The organism is Streptomyces sp. NPDC107517 (genome assembly GCF_055582645.1).
The window spans coordinates 276,744-294,098 of the sequence record NZ_JBVJPM010000002.1; the positions used below are offsets into that span (position 1 = coordinate 276,744).

General features: G+C 71.2%; 17 protein-coding genes. 8 read left to right on the top strand and 9 right to left on the bottom strand.

The window, feature by feature from the left end; all coding sequences use genetic code 11:
- Positions 1–130 precede the first annotated feature (130 nt).
- Positions 131–757, top strand: coding sequence for a TetR/AcrR family transcriptional regulator (locus ACZ67T_RS05005; protein ID WP_469981601.1), 627 nt, complete (start codon positions 131–133; stop codon positions 755–757).
- Here ACZ67T_RS05005 and ACZ67T_RS05010 read toward each other — a convergent pair.
- The gene (locus ACZ67T_RS05010; RefSeq protein ID WP_469981602.1) at positions 744–1,589 is read right to left on the bottom strand and encodes a glycerophosphodiester phosphodiesterase; all 846 of its coding nucleotides are present in this window, start codon (positions 1,587–1,589) and stop codon (positions 744–746) included. The two genes, ACZ67T_RS05005 and ACZ67T_RS05010, sit on opposite strands and share 14 nt — an antisense overlap.
- A gap of 180 nt (positions 1,590–1,769) precedes the next feature.
- Here ACZ67T_RS05010 and ACZ67T_RS05015 point away from each other — a divergent pair, with 180 nt between their 5' ends.
- Entirely contained in the window at positions 1,770–2,495 is a 726-nt protein-coding gene (locus tag ACZ67T_RS05015; RefSeq protein WP_469982256.1) for a bifunctional DNA primase/polymerase, read from the top strand.
- A 30-nt stretch (positions 2,496–2,525) separates the two neighbouring features.
- Here ACZ67T_RS05015 and ACZ67T_RS05020 read toward each other — a convergent pair whose 3' ends face one another.
- From ACZ67T_RS05020 to efeO, 4 genes are all read right to left on the bottom strand, one after another.
- Positions 2,526–3,512 carry an SCO2278 family lipoprotein gene (locus ACZ67T_RS05020; protein ID WP_469981603.1) on the bottom strand — a complete coding sequence of 329 codons (987 nt, stop codon included), beginning with the start codon at positions 3,510–3,512 and terminating at the stop codon, positions 2,526–2,528.
- 69 nt (positions 3,513–3,581) lie between these two features.
- Positions 3,582–4,439: an iron uptake transporter permease EfeU gene (gene efeU / locus ACZ67T_RS05025; RefSeq protein WP_469981604.1), complete on the bottom strand. Its 858-nt coding sequence runs from the start codon at positions 4,437–4,439 to the stop codon at positions 3,582–3,584.
- 7 nt (positions 4,440–4,446) lie between these two features.
- Positions 4,447–5,730 carry an iron uptake transporter deferrochelatase/peroxidase subunit gene (gene efeB, locus ACZ67T_RS05030; RefSeq protein ID WP_469981605.1) on the bottom strand — a complete coding sequence of 428 codons (1,284 nt, stop codon included), beginning with the start codon at positions 5,728–5,730 and terminating at the stop codon, positions 4,447–4,449.
- A 31-nt stretch (positions 5,731–5,761) separates the two neighbouring features.
- On the bottom strand, positions 5,762–6,916 hold the full coding sequence (gene efeO / locus ACZ67T_RS05035) for an iron uptake system protein EfeO (protein WP_469981606.1): 1,155 nt from the start codon (positions 6,914–6,916) through the stop codon (positions 5,762–5,764).
- A gap of 207 nt (positions 6,917–7,123) precedes the next feature.
- On the opposite strand from efeO, the gene ACZ67T_RS05040 reads away from it, so the two are divergent.
- On the top strand, positions 7,124–7,765 hold the full coding sequence (locus ACZ67T_RS05040; RefSeq protein WP_469981607.1) for a PhzF family phenazine biosynthesis protein: 642 nt from the start codon (positions 7,124–7,126) through the stop codon (positions 7,763–7,765).
- Here ACZ67T_RS05040 and ACZ67T_RS05045 read toward each other — a convergent pair whose 3' ends face one another.
- Positions 7,766–8,416 (bottom strand): biliverdin-producing heme oxygenase, encoded by a 651-nt coding sequence (locus ACZ67T_RS05045; RefSeq protein WP_469981608.1) that lies wholly within the window; start codon positions 8,414–8,416, stop codon positions 7,766–7,768.
- Positions 8,417–8,563: 147 nt separating this feature from the next.
- Positions 8,564–9,421: a type I methionyl aminopeptidase gene (map, locus tag ACZ67T_RS05050; protein ID WP_469981609.1), complete on the bottom strand. Its 858-nt coding sequence runs from the start codon at positions 9,419–9,421 to the stop codon at positions 8,564–8,566.
- A gap of 58 nt (positions 9,422–9,479) precedes the next feature.
- Here map and ACZ67T_RS05055 point away from each other — a divergent pair, with 58 nt between their 5' ends.
- A complete protein-coding gene (locus tag ACZ67T_RS05055; RefSeq protein ID WP_469981610.1) occupies positions 9,480–9,713 on the top strand; it encodes a hypothetical protein in 234 nt (77 codons plus the stop codon).
- 461 nt (positions 9,714–10,174) lie between these two features.
- Here the strand turns inward: ACZ67T_RS05055 and ACZ67T_RS05060 are convergent, their stop codons facing one another.
- Positions 10,175–10,777 carry a hypothetical protein gene (locus ACZ67T_RS05060; protein ID WP_469981611.1) on the bottom strand — a complete coding sequence of 201 codons (603 nt, stop codon included), beginning with the start codon at positions 10,775–10,777 and terminating at the stop codon, positions 10,175–10,177.
- Between the two features lie 82 nt (positions 10,778–10,859).
- Between ACZ67T_RS05060 and ACZ67T_RS05065 the strand changes: the two genes are divergently transcribed.
- The 3 genes from ACZ67T_RS05065 (at position 10,860) to ACZ67T_RS05075 (ending at position 12,942) form a co-directional block, all read left to right on the top strand.
- Positions 10,860–11,942, top strand: coding sequence for a sialidase family protein (locus ACZ67T_RS05065; protein ID WP_469982258.1), 1,083 nt, complete (start codon positions 10,860–10,862; stop codon positions 11,940–11,942).
- Positions 11,943–11,951: 9 nt separating this feature from the next.
- A complete protein-coding gene (gene npdG / locus ACZ67T_RS05070) occupies positions 11,952–12,656 on the top strand; it encodes an NADPH-dependent F420 reductase (protein ID WP_469981612.1) in 705 nt (234 codons plus the stop codon).
- Positions 12,657–12,744: 88 nt separating this feature from the next.
- A complete protein-coding gene (locus ACZ67T_RS05075; RefSeq protein WP_469981613.1) occupies positions 12,745–12,942 on the top strand; it encodes a hypothetical protein in 198 nt (65 codons plus the stop codon).
- Here ACZ67T_RS05075 and ACZ67T_RS05080 read toward each other — a convergent pair.
- Positions 12,932–13,732 carry a site-2 protease family protein gene (locus ACZ67T_RS05080; protein ID WP_469981614.1) on the bottom strand — a complete coding sequence of 267 codons (801 nt, stop codon included), beginning with the start codon at positions 13,730–13,732 and terminating at the stop codon, positions 12,932–12,934. The genes ACZ67T_RS05075 and ACZ67T_RS05080 overlap by 11 nt on opposite strands.
- Positions 13,733–13,985: 253 nt before the next feature.
- Here ACZ67T_RS05080 and ACZ67T_RS05085 point away from each other — a divergent pair, with 253 nt between their 5' ends.
- Positions 13,986–17,348, top strand: a complete 3,363-nt coding sequence (locus ACZ67T_RS05085) for an AfsR/SARP family transcriptional regulator (protein WP_469981615.1) — start codon at positions 13,986–13,988, stop codon at positions 17,346–17,348.
- Positions 17,349–17,355: the final 7 nt, after the last annotated feature.

Consider the following 17,355-nt stretch of genomic DNA (forward strand, 5'->3'; position numbering starts at 1 on the left):
GGGCGGGAGTTGAACCGCCCAGAGCGAGACGATGCGTCTCGCCAACGACGTCCACTGTCCGCGAGACGGATCGTCCAGTCAAGGGAATTGAGACGGTACGTCTCGCCTCGCCCGCTGATACATTCGAGCCATGGCCCAGAAGACCGCTCCCGACTCCAACCGCCGCAGCGAGCGCTCACGCCGCGCGATCTACGACGCCGCCCTCACTCTCGTCGCCGAGATCGGCTATCCCAAGACCACGATCGAGGGCATCGCCGCCCGCGCGGGCGTCGGCAAGCAGACGATCTACCGCTGGTGGTCCTCCAAGGCGGAGGTCCTCATGGAGGCCTTCATCGACCTCGGCGTCCAGGCGGCGGAGGCGGCCGGAGCGGGCGACTGGGCGGAGGCGGACGGCATCCCGGACACCGGCGACATCGAGACCGACCTCAAGGTGGTCCTGCGCGCCACCGTCGACGAGCTGCTCGACCCCCGCTACGACGCCCCGGCCCGCGCCCTCGCCGCCGAGGGCGTCGCCAACCCGGCCTTCGGCGAGGAGTTCGTCGGCCGCCTCCTGATGCCCTCGCTGGAGCTGTACGCGCGCCGCCTGCGCGCCGCCCAGGACGCCGGCCAGATCCGCGCCGACGTGGACCCGTACATCGCCCGTGACCTGTTCTCCGCGCCACTCGCCCAGCGCTGGCTCCAGGGCACGGGCCCCCTGGACCACGCCTACGCCGACGCCCTCGTCGAGTACGCCCTCTACGGACTCAGCCCCCGCTGACCCGCGCCCGCACGGCCGACGGGGTGCGGGCCAGCAGGCCCGGCGCGTCCGAGATCACGCCGTTGCAGCCCAGCCGCAGCACGCGGTCCCGCTGGCGCGGTGTGTCCACCGTGTGCGCCCACACCCGCGGGATCCCGGACCGCACGGCCCGTACGAGATCGGCGTCGCGCGCCTTGTAGTCCACGTCGAGCAGGTCGACGAACCGGGCCCAGCGCGCCGGGCGGTCCGTGCGCATCTGGACCCGCGAGCGCCACAGTTGCGACGTGAGGCCCATGTCGTGGGCGCGCAGGGCGACGGCCGGGTCGTTGGAGTTCACGAACACCGACCGGGTGAGGCCCCGGCGCCGGATCATCGCGGCGATCCCGCCCAGGCTCTTCGGGTCCTTCGCCTCCAGCATCAGCACGGTGCGGCCGCCGAGCCGGTCGAGGACCTCGGCGGCCGTCGGCAGCGGCTCCACGCGCCAGTGGCCCGGCAGCGAGGCTTTCGGACGCATCCGCACGCGCGCCCACTGCCGAGCGTCGATCCGGTTCACCGGGCCCGACGTGTCCGTCGTGCGGTCCAGGGTCGGGTCGTGCATGACCACGATCGTGCCGTCGCGAAGCATCCGGGTGTCGAAGTCGAGTACCTGCGCGGTGCCGCGCCCGAAGGCGGCCGTCAGGCCCGACATGCTGTTCTCCGGGACTTCCAGGGCGCCGCCGCGGTGAGCCGTGTAGACGATGCGCGGGAGGCTGTCGACGGTCAGGGGGCCGGTGCCCCACTCGACGGGGGAGATGGCCGGCGGGGCGAGAACCAGGAGCCCGCCGAGGCCCGTCAGCGCAGTCCGTGTGACCATGCCGACCACGGTAGGCGGGCAAATCCCAGTAAAGCCGGTAATGACACCCGATTATCTTCCGCGCCTCGTATCGCTCGGCATCGCCCCGGGTACCCCGGATGTGGACTGTGGCCACCCGCGGCGCAGGATGGTGCGACCATGGGACATGCTTCTCGGTACTACGGCGAGGTGAGGGGATTGATGGGCGCGGGGTACGGCCGCCGGTCCGGCGGACAGGGCAGGATCTCCCAGTGGCTGCGCGCCAGGCGTCCCAAGGAGGCCGAGGGCGACGACGGCCGCGAGGCCCTTCTCCTGGCCGCCGCGGACGCGGGACTGCCGCTCGCACCCGCCGCGTACCCGACCGACTACCGGTGTTCGTGCAGCCGCATCGGCTGTCCCACGCCCGGCAGGCACCCCGTCTCGTTCGCCTGGCAGACGCAGTCCACGACGGACCGCGGCCAGATCGAGCGCTGGGCCCGGCATCAGCCGCAGGCCAACTTCATCACCGCGACCGGTATGGTCCACGACGTCCTCGACGTCCCCCTGGAGGCCGGCAAGGAGGCCCTCGGACGCCTTCTCGCGGCCGGCATCGACGTGGGCCCCGTCGCCGAGTCCGGCGGCGACCGCATGCTCTTCTTCACCGCCACCCGCGGCACTCCCGAGGACGAGGACGAGTGGTGGCCCTGCGAGCTGGACTGCCACCCCGAGACGATGGACGAGCACCCCGGCCTGCGCTGGCACTGCCGCGGCTCGTACGTGCCCGTGCCGCCCGCCCGGCTCCCCGGTGACCTGACCGTCGACTGGCTGCGCGGCCTCGAACACCCGCTGCCGGACCCGCTCACCCTGCTCGAAGTCCTCACCGACGCCTGCGCACGCTACGTGGGCGAGGAAAAGGACTTCACGGCAGCCTGGCCCTCACGCGGCTGACGGGCGAGGGCCGGCCGCTCACGGAGAGCGTCAGCTGCCCTTGGCGCCCGTCAGTCCCTCGAGCCGCGTCAGTATCTCGACGTCACCGCCCTTGGCCGGGTCGACGGCGACCTGGTTCGAGATGCGCTCCAGCGTCAGCGACTGCTTGACGTCGCCCGTCATGAGCGCCTTCACGTTCTCGTTGTCGACCGTGATGCTCAGGCCCTTGGACGCCGTCTGCTTCTCGTAGTGGTGCGTGGCGAAGAACACGATCGCACCGCCGTCCGCGGTCCGCAGACCGACCGGCGCGTAGTCGCCCGACGTCATCGGCTCGTCGACGTACTGGCGGGCGAGACCCGGGCGGCTCGCGTTCTTCTCCCGCGTGGTCCGCCACAGCGACGTGTGCCGGCCCGGCGCGAAACCGTCGCCGCCGTCCTCCAGATACGTCGCGTACCGCCGGCTCATGTCCTGCGGCGCCACCGCGAGCCCCGCGGCGTCCGCCGTCACGGGCTGCGCCCAGCCGTCCTTGTCCTTCTTGAACTCGGGGACGTCACCGGGCGACATGAGCGTCAGATACGACACCTGCCACGGCCGGTTCACATCGTCGCGGGTGAAGACCAGCATCCACCGGAAGTCGCCGCCCCGGTTGGCCTTGGTGTTCGCGACGAACCAGCGGGGCCAGCCCGCCTTCTTCGGGATGGTGAACTCGGCGTCGGACAGTTCGAGCGCCGAGTGGTTCGGGTTGCCGTCGGGGTGATTGACGTGCCCGGCCTTCAGTTTGGCCGCGTCGATCGCGCCGAGCGCGCCCGTCACATGGTCCTCGTCGAGGGACCCGTCGTACGCCTTGTCGGCCGTGTTGTACGCGGCGGTGAAATCCTTCAGGGCGCGGGCGGCCTCGGCCTTGGTGGCCGCCGGGAGGACCTCCCGCTCCCCGTGCACCGTCACACACCCGCTCGCCGTCAGCGCCACGGCGGTCGCGAGGGCCACCGCCGTCACCGGCTTCCTGAGACCACGAGGCCTGCGGAGGAGCTTGCTCATCGGTTCTCTTCACCTTCCCCTTCCCGGGCCCGAACCCTATCGGGGAGGGGAGCGGCGCGAGCGTCCGGATCAGGCTTTGGCGGACTCGCGAGGAGACTGCGCCCCGGGCTTCGGCTTCCGGGACAGGAAACCGGCGGGCGCGAGGAACACCGCGAGCGTCGGGATCAAGTACAGGAGCCAGACGGCGACTTGGAGGACCGTCGGATCGGGCTGGAAGTTGAACACGCCCTTGAGGAGCGTGCCGTACCAGCTGTCCGGCGGAATCGTCTCGCTGATGTCGAACGCCTTGCTGGACAGACCGCCCAGGAACTGCGCCTCCTGAAGGTCGTGCACGCCGTACGCGAGGACGCCCGCCGCCACGATCACCAGCATGCCGCCGGTCCAGGTGAAGAACTTCGCCAGGTTGATCCGCAGGGCGCCGCGGTAGAACGCCCAGCCGAGAGCGACGGCGGTCAGCAGACCCAGCAGGACACCGATCAGGGGCCCGTGCGTGCCGTCGTTCGACGCGCGCACCGAAGCCCACACGAACAGGGCGGTCTCGAGTCCCTCACGGCCGACCGCGAGGAACGCCGTCGCCACCAGCGCCGCCGTACCCATCTGCAGCGCGGCGTCCAGCTTGCCGTGCAGCTCGGCCTTCAGATGCCGCGCCGTGCGCCGCATCCAGAAGACCATCCACGTCACCAGGCCCACGGCGACGATCGACAACGAACCGCCGAGCGCCTCCTGCGCCTCGAACGTCAGCTCCTGCGAGCCGAAGGTCAGCGCGAAACCGAAGCCGAGGGCCACCGCGACGGCGATGGCGATGCCGATCCAGATGGGACGCAGCGCGTCACGCCGCTCCGTCTTCACCAGATACGCGATGAGGATGCAGACGACGAGGCTGGCCTCGAGCCCTTCGCGCAGACCGATCAGATAGTTGCCGAACATCGTGTCCTCATGCCTCCTTGGAGAACAGCGCCCGGCCCCACCAGTCGCCGGAGTCCCGGACGCCCGACGGGACGGCGAAGACGGCCGAACCCACGTGCTGGATGTACTCGTTGAGCGCGTCGCTGCGCGACAGGTTGCGCTGCACGCGGATGAACCCCTTGCGCACGTCCTTCTGGTAGGCCAGGAAGAACAGGCCGGCCTCCAGACGGCCGAGGCCGTCCGTGCCGTCGGTGAAGGAGTAGCCGCGGCGCAGGATGGTCGCCCCCGCGTTGGAGTCGGGGTGCGCGAGCCGCACGTGCGCGTCCGGCTTCATGGCCTTCAGGAACGGCTCGTCGCGCTCCTTGGCCTTGCCGACCGGGGCGCCCTCGCCCTTGTCGCGGCCGAAGACGTCCTCCTGCTCCTGGAGCGACGTACGGTCCCACGTCTCGATGTTCATCCGGATGCGCCGCGCGACGAGGTACGAACCCCCGGTCATCCAGGCCGAGTCGGCGTCCGTGTCCTTGGAGCCGACCCACACGTGCTCGTCCAGGCGGGCGGTCTCGGTGCCGGCGATGTTGCGGGTGCCGTCCTTGAAGCCCATCAGGTTGCGCGGGGTCTGCGCGTCCGGGGTCGTCGACGAGGTCTTGCCGAAGCCGAGCTGGGACCAGCGGATGGCGACCTTGCCGAAGCCGATCCGGGCGAGGTTGCGGATGGCGTGCACGGCGATCTGCGGATCGTCGGCGCAGGCCTGGATGCACAGGTCGCCGTCACTGCGGGCCTTGTCGAGATTGTCGCCGGGGAACTTCGGCAGGTCGACCAGGGCCTCGGGCCGCCGGTCCGCGAGCCCGAACTTCTCGAAGAGGGAAGGGCCGAAGCCGATGGTGAGGGTGAGCCGGGACGGCTTGAGGCCGAGGGCCTCGCCCGTGTCGTCCGGCGGCGCCTCGGGCAGCCCTCCGTACGCGCCCTCGCCGACCGCGTGCCCCTCCGTCATGCGGGACGCGGCCTTCGTCCAGTCCTTCAGGAGCTGCACGAACTCGTCGCGGTCGTCGGTCTTCACGTCGAACGACGCGAAGTGCAGACGGTCCTGCACGGCGGTGGCGATTCCGGCCTGGTGCGCGCCGTGGAACGACACGGCGCCGCCCGAGTCGGCGACCGGCTGCGGATCGTCACCGGTCCGCGTCATGGCGACGGCGCCCCCCGCGGCGGCGGCACCGAGCGCGAGCCCGGCCCCGCCCACCGCGAGCAGTGAACGACGCGACGGCGTACGGGAGTTGTCCGATCCGACCGAGACGTCGGCGGTGGTGTCCGTCATCCCTGACCCCTTACCTGAGTACCCGGGAGGGCTACTTGACGACCGCGGCGGCGAGCTTGGACAGCGGCTCCGCGAGCGCGTTCACCGCGTCCGAGAGCTCCTTGCGGTCCGCCTTGCCGACCTTGTCGTAGGAGGTGAACTCGTAGGAGGTCTTGTCCTTGCGGTACTTGTCGAGCAGCGTGTCCAGGGCCGCGAACTGCTTGTCGAGCTCCTTCGTCAGTGCGGTGTCGTTCTCCGCGGCGACGGGCTTGAGCAGGTCGTACGCCTTCTCGGCACCTTCGACGTTGGCCTTGAAGTCGACGAGGTCGGTGTGCGAGTAGCGCTCCTCCTCGCCGGTGACCTTGCCGGTGGCGACCTCGTCGAGGAGCTCCTTGGCGCCGTTGGCCATGGAGGTCGGCGTGATGTCCGCCTTGCCGACGCGGGTCTGCCAGTCCTTGAGGTCCTTGTCGAGCTGCGTCGCCAGCTCCTTCTCCCGCGAGCCGATCTTCTTGTCCTGCCACAGCGCCTTCTCCAGGCGGTGCCAGCCGGTCCAGTCCGTCTTCGGGTCCTGCCCCTCCTCCAGGCCGTCCGCGCGGACGTCGACCTTCGGGTCGATGTCACCGAAGGACTCGGCGACGGGCTCGGTGCGCTCCCAGCCGATACGGGACGGGGCGTACGCGGCCTGCGCGGCCTTCAGATCACCCTTGCGCACGGCGTCCGTGAACGTCGTGACCTTGGGCAGCGTCTCGTCGGCCTGCTCCTGCGCGTACGTCCGGTAGGCGGCGACGGCCTTGTCCAGACGGGCGTCACGCTTGACGGCCTTGCCGCCGGTGACGGTCACCTTCTGCCGGATGCCGTCGCCCTTCATGCCGGGCTTGCAGGCGATCTCGTACGTGCCGGCCTTCACCTCGGCGGTGAGCTTCTGCTTGGTTCCGGGGCCGATGTTCTCGCGCTCACTGACGATCCGGTCGTCCGGGAACAGGACGTAGACCTCGGTGACCTTGGAGCCCTTGTTCTCTATGGAGAGCTCGACATGGCCGGCCGGGAACTCGCTCTTGGAGACGTCGCACTTGTCGTCCGTGGCGGTGACCTCGACGACGCGGTCGCCACCGGACTTGGCGTCGCTCTTCTCGGTGCAGCCCGTGACGGCGGCCAGGGTCGCCGCGGTGGCGGCGGCAGTGACAACAGTGAGTCGGACGGCTCGCATGCGGGCTCCAAGACGGTGAGGCACAGTGAGTGAGGCGAACCTAACTTAACCGAGGCTTACCTCAGTGCTACCCGGGGGTCCAGTGATTCAGCTCTCACGAAATGACACCGATCGCGCCCCGGACACGAGCGACCCATGGGCGACCCGTGAATCGGCAAACGAAAGGCAAAGAACCTCCCGCCCCCCTCCGAATGATTGACTGTCCAGGTGACGGACTACGACGTGCTCCGGGTCTTCTGCGGCCCCCATGGCGACCACGGCAACGAGCTGGGGGTCGTACGCGAAGGGAGCGACGTCCCGGACAGGGGTGACCGACAGGCACTGGCCGCGAAACTGGGCTTCAGCGAGACGGTGTTCGTGGACGACCCCGAGCGCGGCGTCATCGACATCTACGCACCGGCCACCCGCCTCCCCTTCGCCGGACACCCCTGCGTCGGCACCGCCTGGCTCCTGGACGTACCCGAACTGGTCACGCCCGCGGGCGTGGTGGGAACGCGGCTGGAGGGGGAGTTCACCTGGATCGAGGCGCGACCGGAGTGGGCACCGCCCCGAACGCTGCGCCAGTACGACTCGGCGGCAGAGGTGGATGGGCTCCGGGTTCCCCCGCCGGGGGAGTGGGTCTACGCCTGGGCGTGGGAGGACGTGGCGGCAGGAAAGGTGAGGGCCCGAGGGTTCCCGGGCAGGAACGACGGAATCGACGAGGACGAGGCGACGGGAGCGGCGGCGCTACTGCTCACGGCGCACCTGCACAGAGCCCTGAACATCACGCAGGGCAAGGGCTCTCAGATCCTCACGGCTCCCCAGCCGGAAGGCCTGATCGAGGTGGGCGGCAGGGTTCGCCTCGTCTGATCAGGCGGCGCTGCTGAATTCCTCGCCAAGAGCCTTGAAGACGGCGGTGTTGAGAGCGAACGCCCGCTTGCACTCGGCGACGATGCGCTGCTTCTCCAGCTCATCCACCCGAACGCCGTCCAGCAGGGCGCGATAACTGCGCTTGAAGGCGGCCGGGTTCGGAACCTGCTCGAACACATAGAACCGCACGCCATCACCCTTGCGGGCGAAACCCCAGTTCTTCTCGGCCTTGTCGCGGATGATCTGCCCGCCGGACAGATCCCCCAGGTACCGGGTGTAGTGATGGGCGACGTAGCCCCCCGGCCACTCCTGGGCACACTCGGCAACGCGCGAGGCGTAGGCCTGTGTGGCCGGCAGCGCGGAAACGCCGTCGCGCCAGCCGTCCCCCCGGAGATGGGCCAGATCCCGCTCGATGGCAGAAACCCGGAACAACTCGGGCTGTATGAAAGGCCCGGCGACGGTGGACCCCTCCAGTCGTCCCGCGGCCCCCTCCAGCGCCCGGTAGACGAACCACAGTTGCTCGGTGTAGCGGGCGTAGGCGTCGACGCCGAGGGCTCCGCCGAGAAGGTCGCTCATGAACGTGGTGCTCTCGGCCTCTGTGTGCTGCTCGTGAGAGGCGGTGCGGATCAGGGTGGAGAACGGCGTGTCCATGAGACCTCCAGATCGCTAAGTTTAGGCTTGCCTAACTTATCATTTTCCCGACGCTCTGTCGGTAAAAACGCTACCCCGATCGGCCGCCACGGCAACGCAAAAGGCCCGCCCCACCAACGGGACGGGCCTGCGGACGAATCCACGACGTCAGGGCAGAGTGAGAATCTCCGCACCGGTTTCGGTCACGACCAGGGTGTGCTCGAACTGAGCGGTCCGCTTGCGGTCCTTGGTCACGACGGTCCACCCGTCGTCCCACATGTCGTACTCATGGGTGCCGAGCGTCAGCATGGGCTCGATGGTGAAGGTCATCCCGGGCTGGATGACGGTGGTGGCGTGCGGGCTGTCGTAGTGCGGAATGATCAGGCCGGAGTGGAACGACGAGTTGATCCCGTGCCCGGTGAAGTCCCGCACGACGCCGTAACCGAAGCGCTTGGCGTACGACTCGATGACGCGGCCGATGATGTTGATCTGCCGCCCCGGCCGGACGGCCTTGATGGCGCGGTTGAGGGACTCACGGGTCCGCTCGACGAGAAGCCGGGACTCCTCGTCGACATCACCGACCAGATAGGTGGCGTTGTTGTCGCCGTGCACACCGCCGATGTAGGCGGTCACGTCGAGGTTGACGATGTCTCCGTCGTTCAGGACGGTGGAATCGGGGATCCCGTGGCAGATGACCTCGTTGACGGAGGTGCACAGCGACTTCGGGAAGTTGCGGTAGCCGAGGGTCGACGGGTACGCGCCGTGGTCGATCATGTACTCGTGCGCGATGCGGTCGAGTTCGTCCGTGGTCACGCCGGGCGCGATGGCCTTGGCGGCCTCCTCCATCGCCTGCGCGGCGATCCGGCCGGCGCGGCGCATGGCCTCGACCGTCTCCGGGGTCTGGGTCTCGGGACCGGTGTACGGCGTGGGCGCGGGCTTGCCCACGTACTCGGGACGCCGGATGTTTCCGGGTACGGAACGAGTGGGAGAGAGCTCCCCTGGTACGAGCAGCGACTGGCCAGACATGCCAGCGAGTGTATCGAGCGGCTGTGGGGGACCATGGTCATGGCGAGAGGAGCCGAGGATGGCCCTGTTCAAGAGGCGGACCGTCGGGAAGCCCGGCGAGTGGTACTACTGCCTGGAGCACCAGAAGGTCGAGGAGGGGCCCGAGTGCCCCAACAAGGACCGTTTCGGCCCGTACGCGTCGCGCGCCGAGGCGGAACACGCGATGGAGACGGCGCGTGAACGAAACCTCGAATGGGAGACGGACCCCAAGTGGCACGACGCCACGGCCAAGGACGAGGACGACAAGGCCTGACGGCCCCCGCCGTGTAGGAGACGCCGCGTAGGAGACGGGGAACAGGAGCCCACCGGGCGTCCCCCGCGTACGAGACAGTCCGGAGACAGCAAAGCCCCACCGGACGGCCAGGCGGCCGCGTACGAGACAGGGCCGGAGACGGCGATGCCCCACCGGGCGGGCAGTCGCGTACGAGACGGGAGGGGACGTGGGGGCATGTGCGCGCGGAGCCACCAGCACCACGTTCCGGCAACTAACTGGCTGACGTGCACCGATAGAACAGCGAGCACGTACATGCCCCCGCGGCCCCGCACCCAAAAACGCACCTGACGCGCCCGCACCCGCCGGCGCACCACCACCCCTCAAGCGCAGACCCCACCCCTCAAGCGCAGCCCCCACCCCTCAAGCGCAGCCCCCACCCCTCAAGCGCAGCCCCCACCCCTCAAGCGCAGCCCCCACCCCTCAAGCGCAGCCCCCCACCCCTACCACCCCGCAGGCGGCGGCGAGGTCAGGTGATCCGCGAGGCGGGACAGCCGATCACGGAAGCGCCGACGAGGCCCCCGCGCCGGGCCGCCGACGGGATTCTCGCCCGCGGCCGCGCTGACCAGGTGCTGCGCCGTGTCGAGGTCGAGATCGGGCCCAGGCGTGAGCGCCTCATGGGCCATGGCGTGCAGATCACGGTCACCCGAGTCGATGGCCAGAACCGTGGCCCCCGCCCGCCGGGCGTCATGCACCCGCTCCAGCAACGCCTCCCCCGGCGCCCCAGGCGCCACAACGAGCAGAGTCTCGCCCCGCCGAGCCGCCTCGATGCGCCCGAGCCCCACCGCGAGATGGGCCGGATCCCCGCCCCCCGCCCGGTGCCGCACGAGCGTGGGCGACAGCTCGGGCATCCCGGACCAGGCGGCCTCGTCCACAAGATGCGCCGCGAGATGCCACGGTTCGTACTCGGGCGTGCCGACGAGAAGCAGCCCGCCTCCATGCGGCACGACAGAGGTCCGCAGCGCACCCGCGAAGCGGCGCGCGGCCCCCAGCCACTCGGTTCCGGCGAGCACTTCCCGCAGCAGTGCGACCCGTACGGCGTCCATGCCTGCGCATACTGCCTCAACAGTTCACTCGTCAGACCGAGTTCACCGGGAATTCCCTCTGGGTGGGGAGGGATGGGGGGTGCTGACTGAGACGTCTGTTCCCTTCCGCGCGGGGCGTGAGGGATATGCGAGCTTCCGGATCCCCGCAGCTGTCACGGCACACTCCGGCGTGCTGCTCGCGTTCTGCGAGGGACGAGTGGGATCGAGTCAGGACCACGGGAACATCGACGTGGTCCTGAAGAGATCCACGGACGGCGGCCGCACCTGGGGCCCGCTCCAGGTGGTGGCGGCGAACGGCAACGACCTGGCGGGAAACCCGGCGCCGGTGGTCCTGGACACGGGACGGGTCCTGATCGTCCACGTGAGGAACGCGGCAGGGGCGACAGAGACGGCGATCAGGCGGGGCGAGGTCGAGCCCGAGGACGGACGCCGAGTCTGGGTGCAGCACAGCGACGACGAGGGCCTGACCTGGTCGGCACCCAGGGAGATCACGGCACAGGCGAAGGACAGGAACTGGCGCTGGTACGCCACGGGCCCGGGCCACGCGATCCAGACGCGCAGCGGGCGAGTGGTGGTACCGGCCAACCACTCCCTCCCGCCCGCCGGAGGCGACACCGGCACGGAGGGCAAGTACGACGGGGGCCACTGCCTGCTGAGCGACGACAGGGGCAGGACCTGGCGGCTCGGTTACGTGGACGACCACCCGGACGGCTATGTGAACGTGAACGAGACGACCGCGGTCGAACTGCCGGACGGGCGGCTGTACTTCAACGCCCGCAACGACTCGCCCGCGCCGGGCACGAGGGCGGACGCGACGTCGGAGGACGGCGGGGAGAGCCTGGTCAAGGCATTCCGCCCGCAGGCGGGCCTGGTGGGCCCGGTGGTGGAGGGCAGCCTGCTGAGGCTGGGGGAGGTGCTGCTGTTCGCGGGCCCGGCGGACCCCGGGTTCAGGGCGCTGATGAGCGTGCGGGCGAGCGAGGACGGAGGTGTGACCTGGCGGGTGGCCCACACGGTGGACGGCCTGCCGGCGGCCTACTCCGACCTGGTGCAGGCCGACCCCGAGACGGTCGGACTGCTCTACGAGACGGGAGACTTCAGCGCGTACGAGACGATCACGTTCAGGCGGGTCCCGGTCGCCGCGCTGCTGGGCCGTACGCCTGAGTAAGGTCACCGTATGACCTCTACGGACAGTGTGCAGAAGGCGCCCGCGAAGGACCCCTGGGACCTCCCCGACGTGTCGGGGCTGGTGGTAGGCGTGCTGGGAGGCACGGGCGACCAGGGCCGCGGGCTCGCCTACCGGCTGGCGAGGGCCGGCCAGAAGGTGATCATCGGATCCCGCGCGGCGGAGCGCGCGCAGGCGGCAGCGGACGGGCTGGGCCTGGGCGTCGAGGGCGCGGACAACGCGGAGTGTGCGCGCCGCAGCGACATCGTGATCGTGGCGGTGCCGTGGGAGGGCCACGGCAGGACGCTGGAATCGCTGCGCGAGGACCTCGCGGGCAAGCTCGTGGTCGACTGCGTCAACCCGCTGGGCTTCGACAAGAAGGGCGCGTACGCGCTGAAGCCCGAGGAGGGCAGCGCGGCGGAGCAGGCCGCGGCGCTGCTGCCGGACTCGCGGGTGACGGCGGCGTTCCACCACCTGTCGGCCGTGCTCCTCCAGGACGAGGCGATCGAGGAGATCGACACGGACGTGATGGTGCTGGGCGAGGAGCGGGCGGACACGGAGATCGTCCAGGCGCTGGCGGGCCGCATTCCGGGCATGCGGGGAGTCTTCGCGGGCCGGCTGCGCAACGCGCACCAGGTGGAGTCGCTGGTCGCGAACCTGATCTCGGTGAACCGCCGCTACAAGGCACACGCGGGCCTGCGGGTCACCGACGTCTGACCGGCGCGCGTCACCGCGGTGCGACCGTGGAAGGGCATGGGGGACACTGGGCGGCGTACAACTCTCCGTCCGACAGGAGCCGACCCTCATGCCCCGCCTCGCTCTGTACGCCCTGGTCGTCTGCGCCCTCGCTACGGCCGCAGCCGTGGTCGCCTTCGTGCAGGGCAGCCTGCTCGGCATCGTCTGGGTCCTGCTCGCGGGCCTCACCTCGAACATGGCCTGGTACTACGCGCGCCGGGCCAAGGCCGAGAAGCAGGCGAAGGCGGCGGTCGCGCCTACTGCGTGACGATGGGGATGTCAGGGGTGCCCTGCCAGAAGCGGTAGAACGCCTGACCCCAGTAGGTGTCCCACTCGGTGACACCGAGGGAGCGCATGATCGCGTCGATGGCGTCGAAGAACGCGTGGTTCACCTCCGGGATCCACAGGATGCCGAACACGGCGAGCAGCCCGAACGGAGCGAACGGCTCCACCTGCCGCCGGAAGCTCTGGGACAGCCACGGCTCGATGACGCCGTAGCCGTCCAGGCCGGGGATCGGCAGGAAGTTCAAGATCGCCGCGGTCACCTGGAGCAGGGCCAGGAAGCCGAGCGCGTAGCGGAACGTGTCCGGTACCCCGTTCAGCGTGTCCAGCCAGAACGGCGCCGTGCACACGACGGCGAACAGGACGTTGGCCAGCGGGCCCGCCGCCGAGATGAGGCTGTGCCGCCAGCGGCCCCGGATCCGGCCCCGCTCGATGAAGACGGCGCCGCCGGGCAGACCGATCCCGCCCATGATCACGAAGATGACGGGCAGCACGATGCTGAGCAGGGCGTGCGTGTACTTCAGCGGGTTCAGGGTCAGATAGCCCTTCGCGCCGATGGAGATGTCGCCGCTGTGCAGGGCCGTGCGCGCGTGGGCGTACTCGTGCAGACAGAGCGAGACGATCCAGGCGCCCGTCACGAACAGGAAGACGGCGATGCCGGGCTGCGTGGCGAAGTCCGTCCACACGGCCCAGCCGGCGACGGTGGTGACGGCGGCGATACCGAGGAAGACAGGGCTGATCCTGCGATCGCTGCGACGGGTGGCGGCGGTGGTCATGGAGGAGGGCTCCCGGGGTGCGTGTCGTGCGGCCTGGTGCGGTGCTGGGGCGACGGGCTGACGGTATCGGTGGTGCGGTGTCGGGGGAACGTGCCAGGGCGGTCCGCAGGTTCCGCGTCACCGGCGAGGACGCGTCCGTCGCCCCGCCCTGACGGGTATCTGCCCGACGCCGGACGACCCGCTCCGCACCCCGGACCGCCCTCCCGCCGAAACCCGGGCGCGGACCGGCGGCCGGTTTGGGGACAATGGGCCGGTGCGCTACCGCATTCTCGGCTCCACGCAGGCACTCCGCGACGACGGCACGGCCGTCCCCGTAGGCGGGGCGCGCCTGCGTGCCCTGCTGACCGTGCTCGCGCTGCGCCCCGGCCGTACCGTCCCTCCGCAGGTGCTCACCGACGAAGTCTGGGGCGCCGACCCGCCCGCGGACGCGTCCGGCGCGCTCCAGGCGCTCGTGGGCCGGCTGCGCAGGGCGATCGGCGCCGACGCGGTGCACTCGCTCGACGGCGGCTACCGGCTGGCCGCCACCGCCGAGGACATCGACCTGTTCCGCTTCGAGCGGCTCGTGAGGGACGGCGCACAGGCGCTGGCCGACGGCGACCCCGGCAAGTCGGCGGCCGTCCTCGACGACGCCCTCTCCCTGTGGCGCGGCCCCGCGCTGGCCGATCTGCCGGACCGCTCGGCGGACGCCGCCCGCTGGGAGGCGCTCCACCTCGAATCCCGGCGCACGCGGCTCTCCGCTTCGCTCGCGCTCGGCAGAGCCGAGTCCGTACTGCCCGAACTGACCGCGCTGTGCGACGCGCATCCGCTCGACGAGCCGCTCCAGGCGCTGCGGCTGCGCGCCCTGCGCGACGCCGGCCGCACCGCCGAGGCGCTGGCGGCCTACGAGGGGGTACGCGTCGAGCTCGCGGAGCGGCTGGGAACGGACCCGGGCCCGGAACTGCGCGCACTGCACGCCGACCTGCTGACGCCGCGCGCCTCCGCCCCCGCTCCCGCCGCCCCCGCCGAAAGACCCGCCGCCCCGGTCAGGGCACCCGCCCACACAGGCAACCTCCGCGCCCGGCTCACCTCCTTCGTGGGGCGCACCGGCGACATCGGGGCGATCCGTGAGGACCTCGGGCGGGTGCGGCTCGTGACGCTGCTCGGGCCCGGCGGCGCCGGGAAGACCCGGCTGTCCCAGGAGACCGCCGACAGCATGGATCTGCCGGACGGCGTATGGCTGGCCGAGCTCGCGCCCGTCGAGGACCCGGACGCCGTCCCGGAGGCCGTCGTCACGGCGCTCGGGGCCCGCGAGACCGTACTGCGCGGCGCCGGCGCCGAGGAGCTGCGGGTCGCGTCCGACCGGCACGGCGAGGATCCCCTCGTACGCCTCACCGAGCACTGCGCGCACCGCCGGATGCTGCTGATCCTCGACAACTGCGAGCACGTGATCGAGGCCGCCGCCCGCCTCGCCGAGGAGCTGCTCAGACAGTGCCCCGGCGTGACGGTTCTCGCCACGAGCCGCGAACCCCTCGGCGTACCGGGCGAGTTGCTGCACCCGGTGGAGCCGCTGCCGGAGCCGTTCGCCCTGCGCCTGTTCGGCGAGCGGGGCGCCGCCGTGCGGCCCGGGTTCCGGGTCGAGGACGACGAGCGGGCCGCCGCCGAGATCTGCCGGCGGCTCGACGGACTGCCCCTCGCCATCGAGCTCGCCGCGGCCCGGCTGCGGATGCTCACGCCTCGCCAGATCGCCGACCGGCTCGACGACCGCTTCCGCCTGCTCACCTCGGGCGCCCGCACCGTCCTGCCCCGCCAGCAGACGCTGCGGGCCGTCGTCGACTGGTCCTGGGACCTCCTCGACGAGGAGGAGCGGACCGTCCTGCGCCGGCTGTCGGTCTTCAGCGGCGGCTGCGACCTCGCCGCCGCCGAGGCGGTGTGCGGCCCCGGCGCCCTCGACGCGATCGGCTCGCTCGTGGACAAGTCCCTCGTCGTGGCGGCCCCTTGGGGCGGCGACGAGCCTGAGAGGGAAGGCGAGGCGGACGACGCACCCGCCGCTGACGACACCTGCGACCGGGCCGGCGCCATGCGCTACCGCCTCCTGGAGACCGTCGCCGAGTACGCGGGCGACCGGCTCGACGAGGCCGGTGACCGGGCGGACGCCGAGCGCGCGCACCTCACGTACTACCGCGAACTGGCCCGCACCACCGACCCGCAGCTGCGCGGCCACGGACAGCGCGCCGCCGCCGCCCGCCTGGAACGCGAATACGAGAACCTGCGCACCGCCCTGCGGCACGCCGTCGCCGCGCGGGACGAGCAGGAGACGCTCTCCCTGGTGCTCTCGCTGGCCTGGTTCTGGCAGATGCGCGACCTGCGCCTCGACGCCCGCAACTGGTCGCGCGAGGCCAGCGAGCTCGGCCCCGACCCGTTCACCCCGCCCGCCGACCCCGCGCCCCCGCTCTACGAGCGCTGCACCGACACCCCGCCGCCGCTCGGCCCCGAACTCCTCGTGGAGGCACGGCGCGGGGTGCATCTGCTCCGCCTCGCCTACATGGACATGGAGCTGGAGACCTGGCAGACCGAGGAGGGCGGCGCGAAGCTGCGCGCGATCGCGCAGGCGTACCGCCCGGGCCTCCCGCAGACCTGCCGCCCGCCGGGCAACCTCTGGTTCTACGCGGTGATGATGAGCGGCGACATGGAGGCGCTGTGGAACCTCGCCGACGTCACCGTGCAGACCTGCCGCGAACTCGGCTACACCTGGGAGCTCGCCCTCACCCTCCAGCTGCGGGCCAACATCCTCGCCAACCGCAGCGACTGGGCGGGCGACGCGGTCAGGGACGCGGACGAGTCCCTCGAACTGTTCACCCGGCTCGGCGACCAGTGGGGCGTCGCCGAGGCGCTGTCCGCGCGCGGCGAGGCCCATGAGCGCAGCGGCGCGTACGCCGCGGCGGCCGAGGACTACACCGCCGCCATCGAGGGCGCCGAACGCCTCGGCGCGCAGGCACAGGTGGCCATCCTGAACGCGCGGCTCGGGCAGGCCCTCATCGAGGGCGGTGACGGCGAGCGCGGCGAGGAACTGCTGCGCGGCATCCTCGACCCCGGCAGGCGCCACACGAACGAGGCCTGGCCCGCCGCCCGCATGTTCCTGTCCGGGCGGTACGGGTCCACCGGCCGCGTCGCCGAGGCGCGCGAGCAACTGCGGCTCCTCGAGGACGAGTTCAAGGCGACGAGCTTCGTCGTCTTCCGGGGATTCGTCGTCGGGATGTACGCCTGGCTCGACTCGCAGGACGGCCTCGCGGAGAAAGCCCTCGCCGGCGTCGTCGAGGCCCTGGAGCTGGCGACCGACCCGCTGGCCCTGGTGATCGCCCCGCACATGCCCGCCATGCATCTGGTGACCGGCGCCCGCGCCCTGAACCTGAGCGAAGACCCGGCCGACGCCCGCGACGCGGCCCGCCTCCTGGGCGCCGCCGACGGACAGCTGCCGTCCCGGCACGTGCGGTCCTACCTGGAGCGCGACGCCCACGCGTCCGCCGAGGCCGCGATCCGTGAGGTCATCGGCGACCGCGCGTACGAGGCCGCGTACGCCGAAGGCGGCGACCTGTCTCTCGACGAGGCCGCCGCCCTCCTGCGACGCGAACGCGGTTGAACCGTCT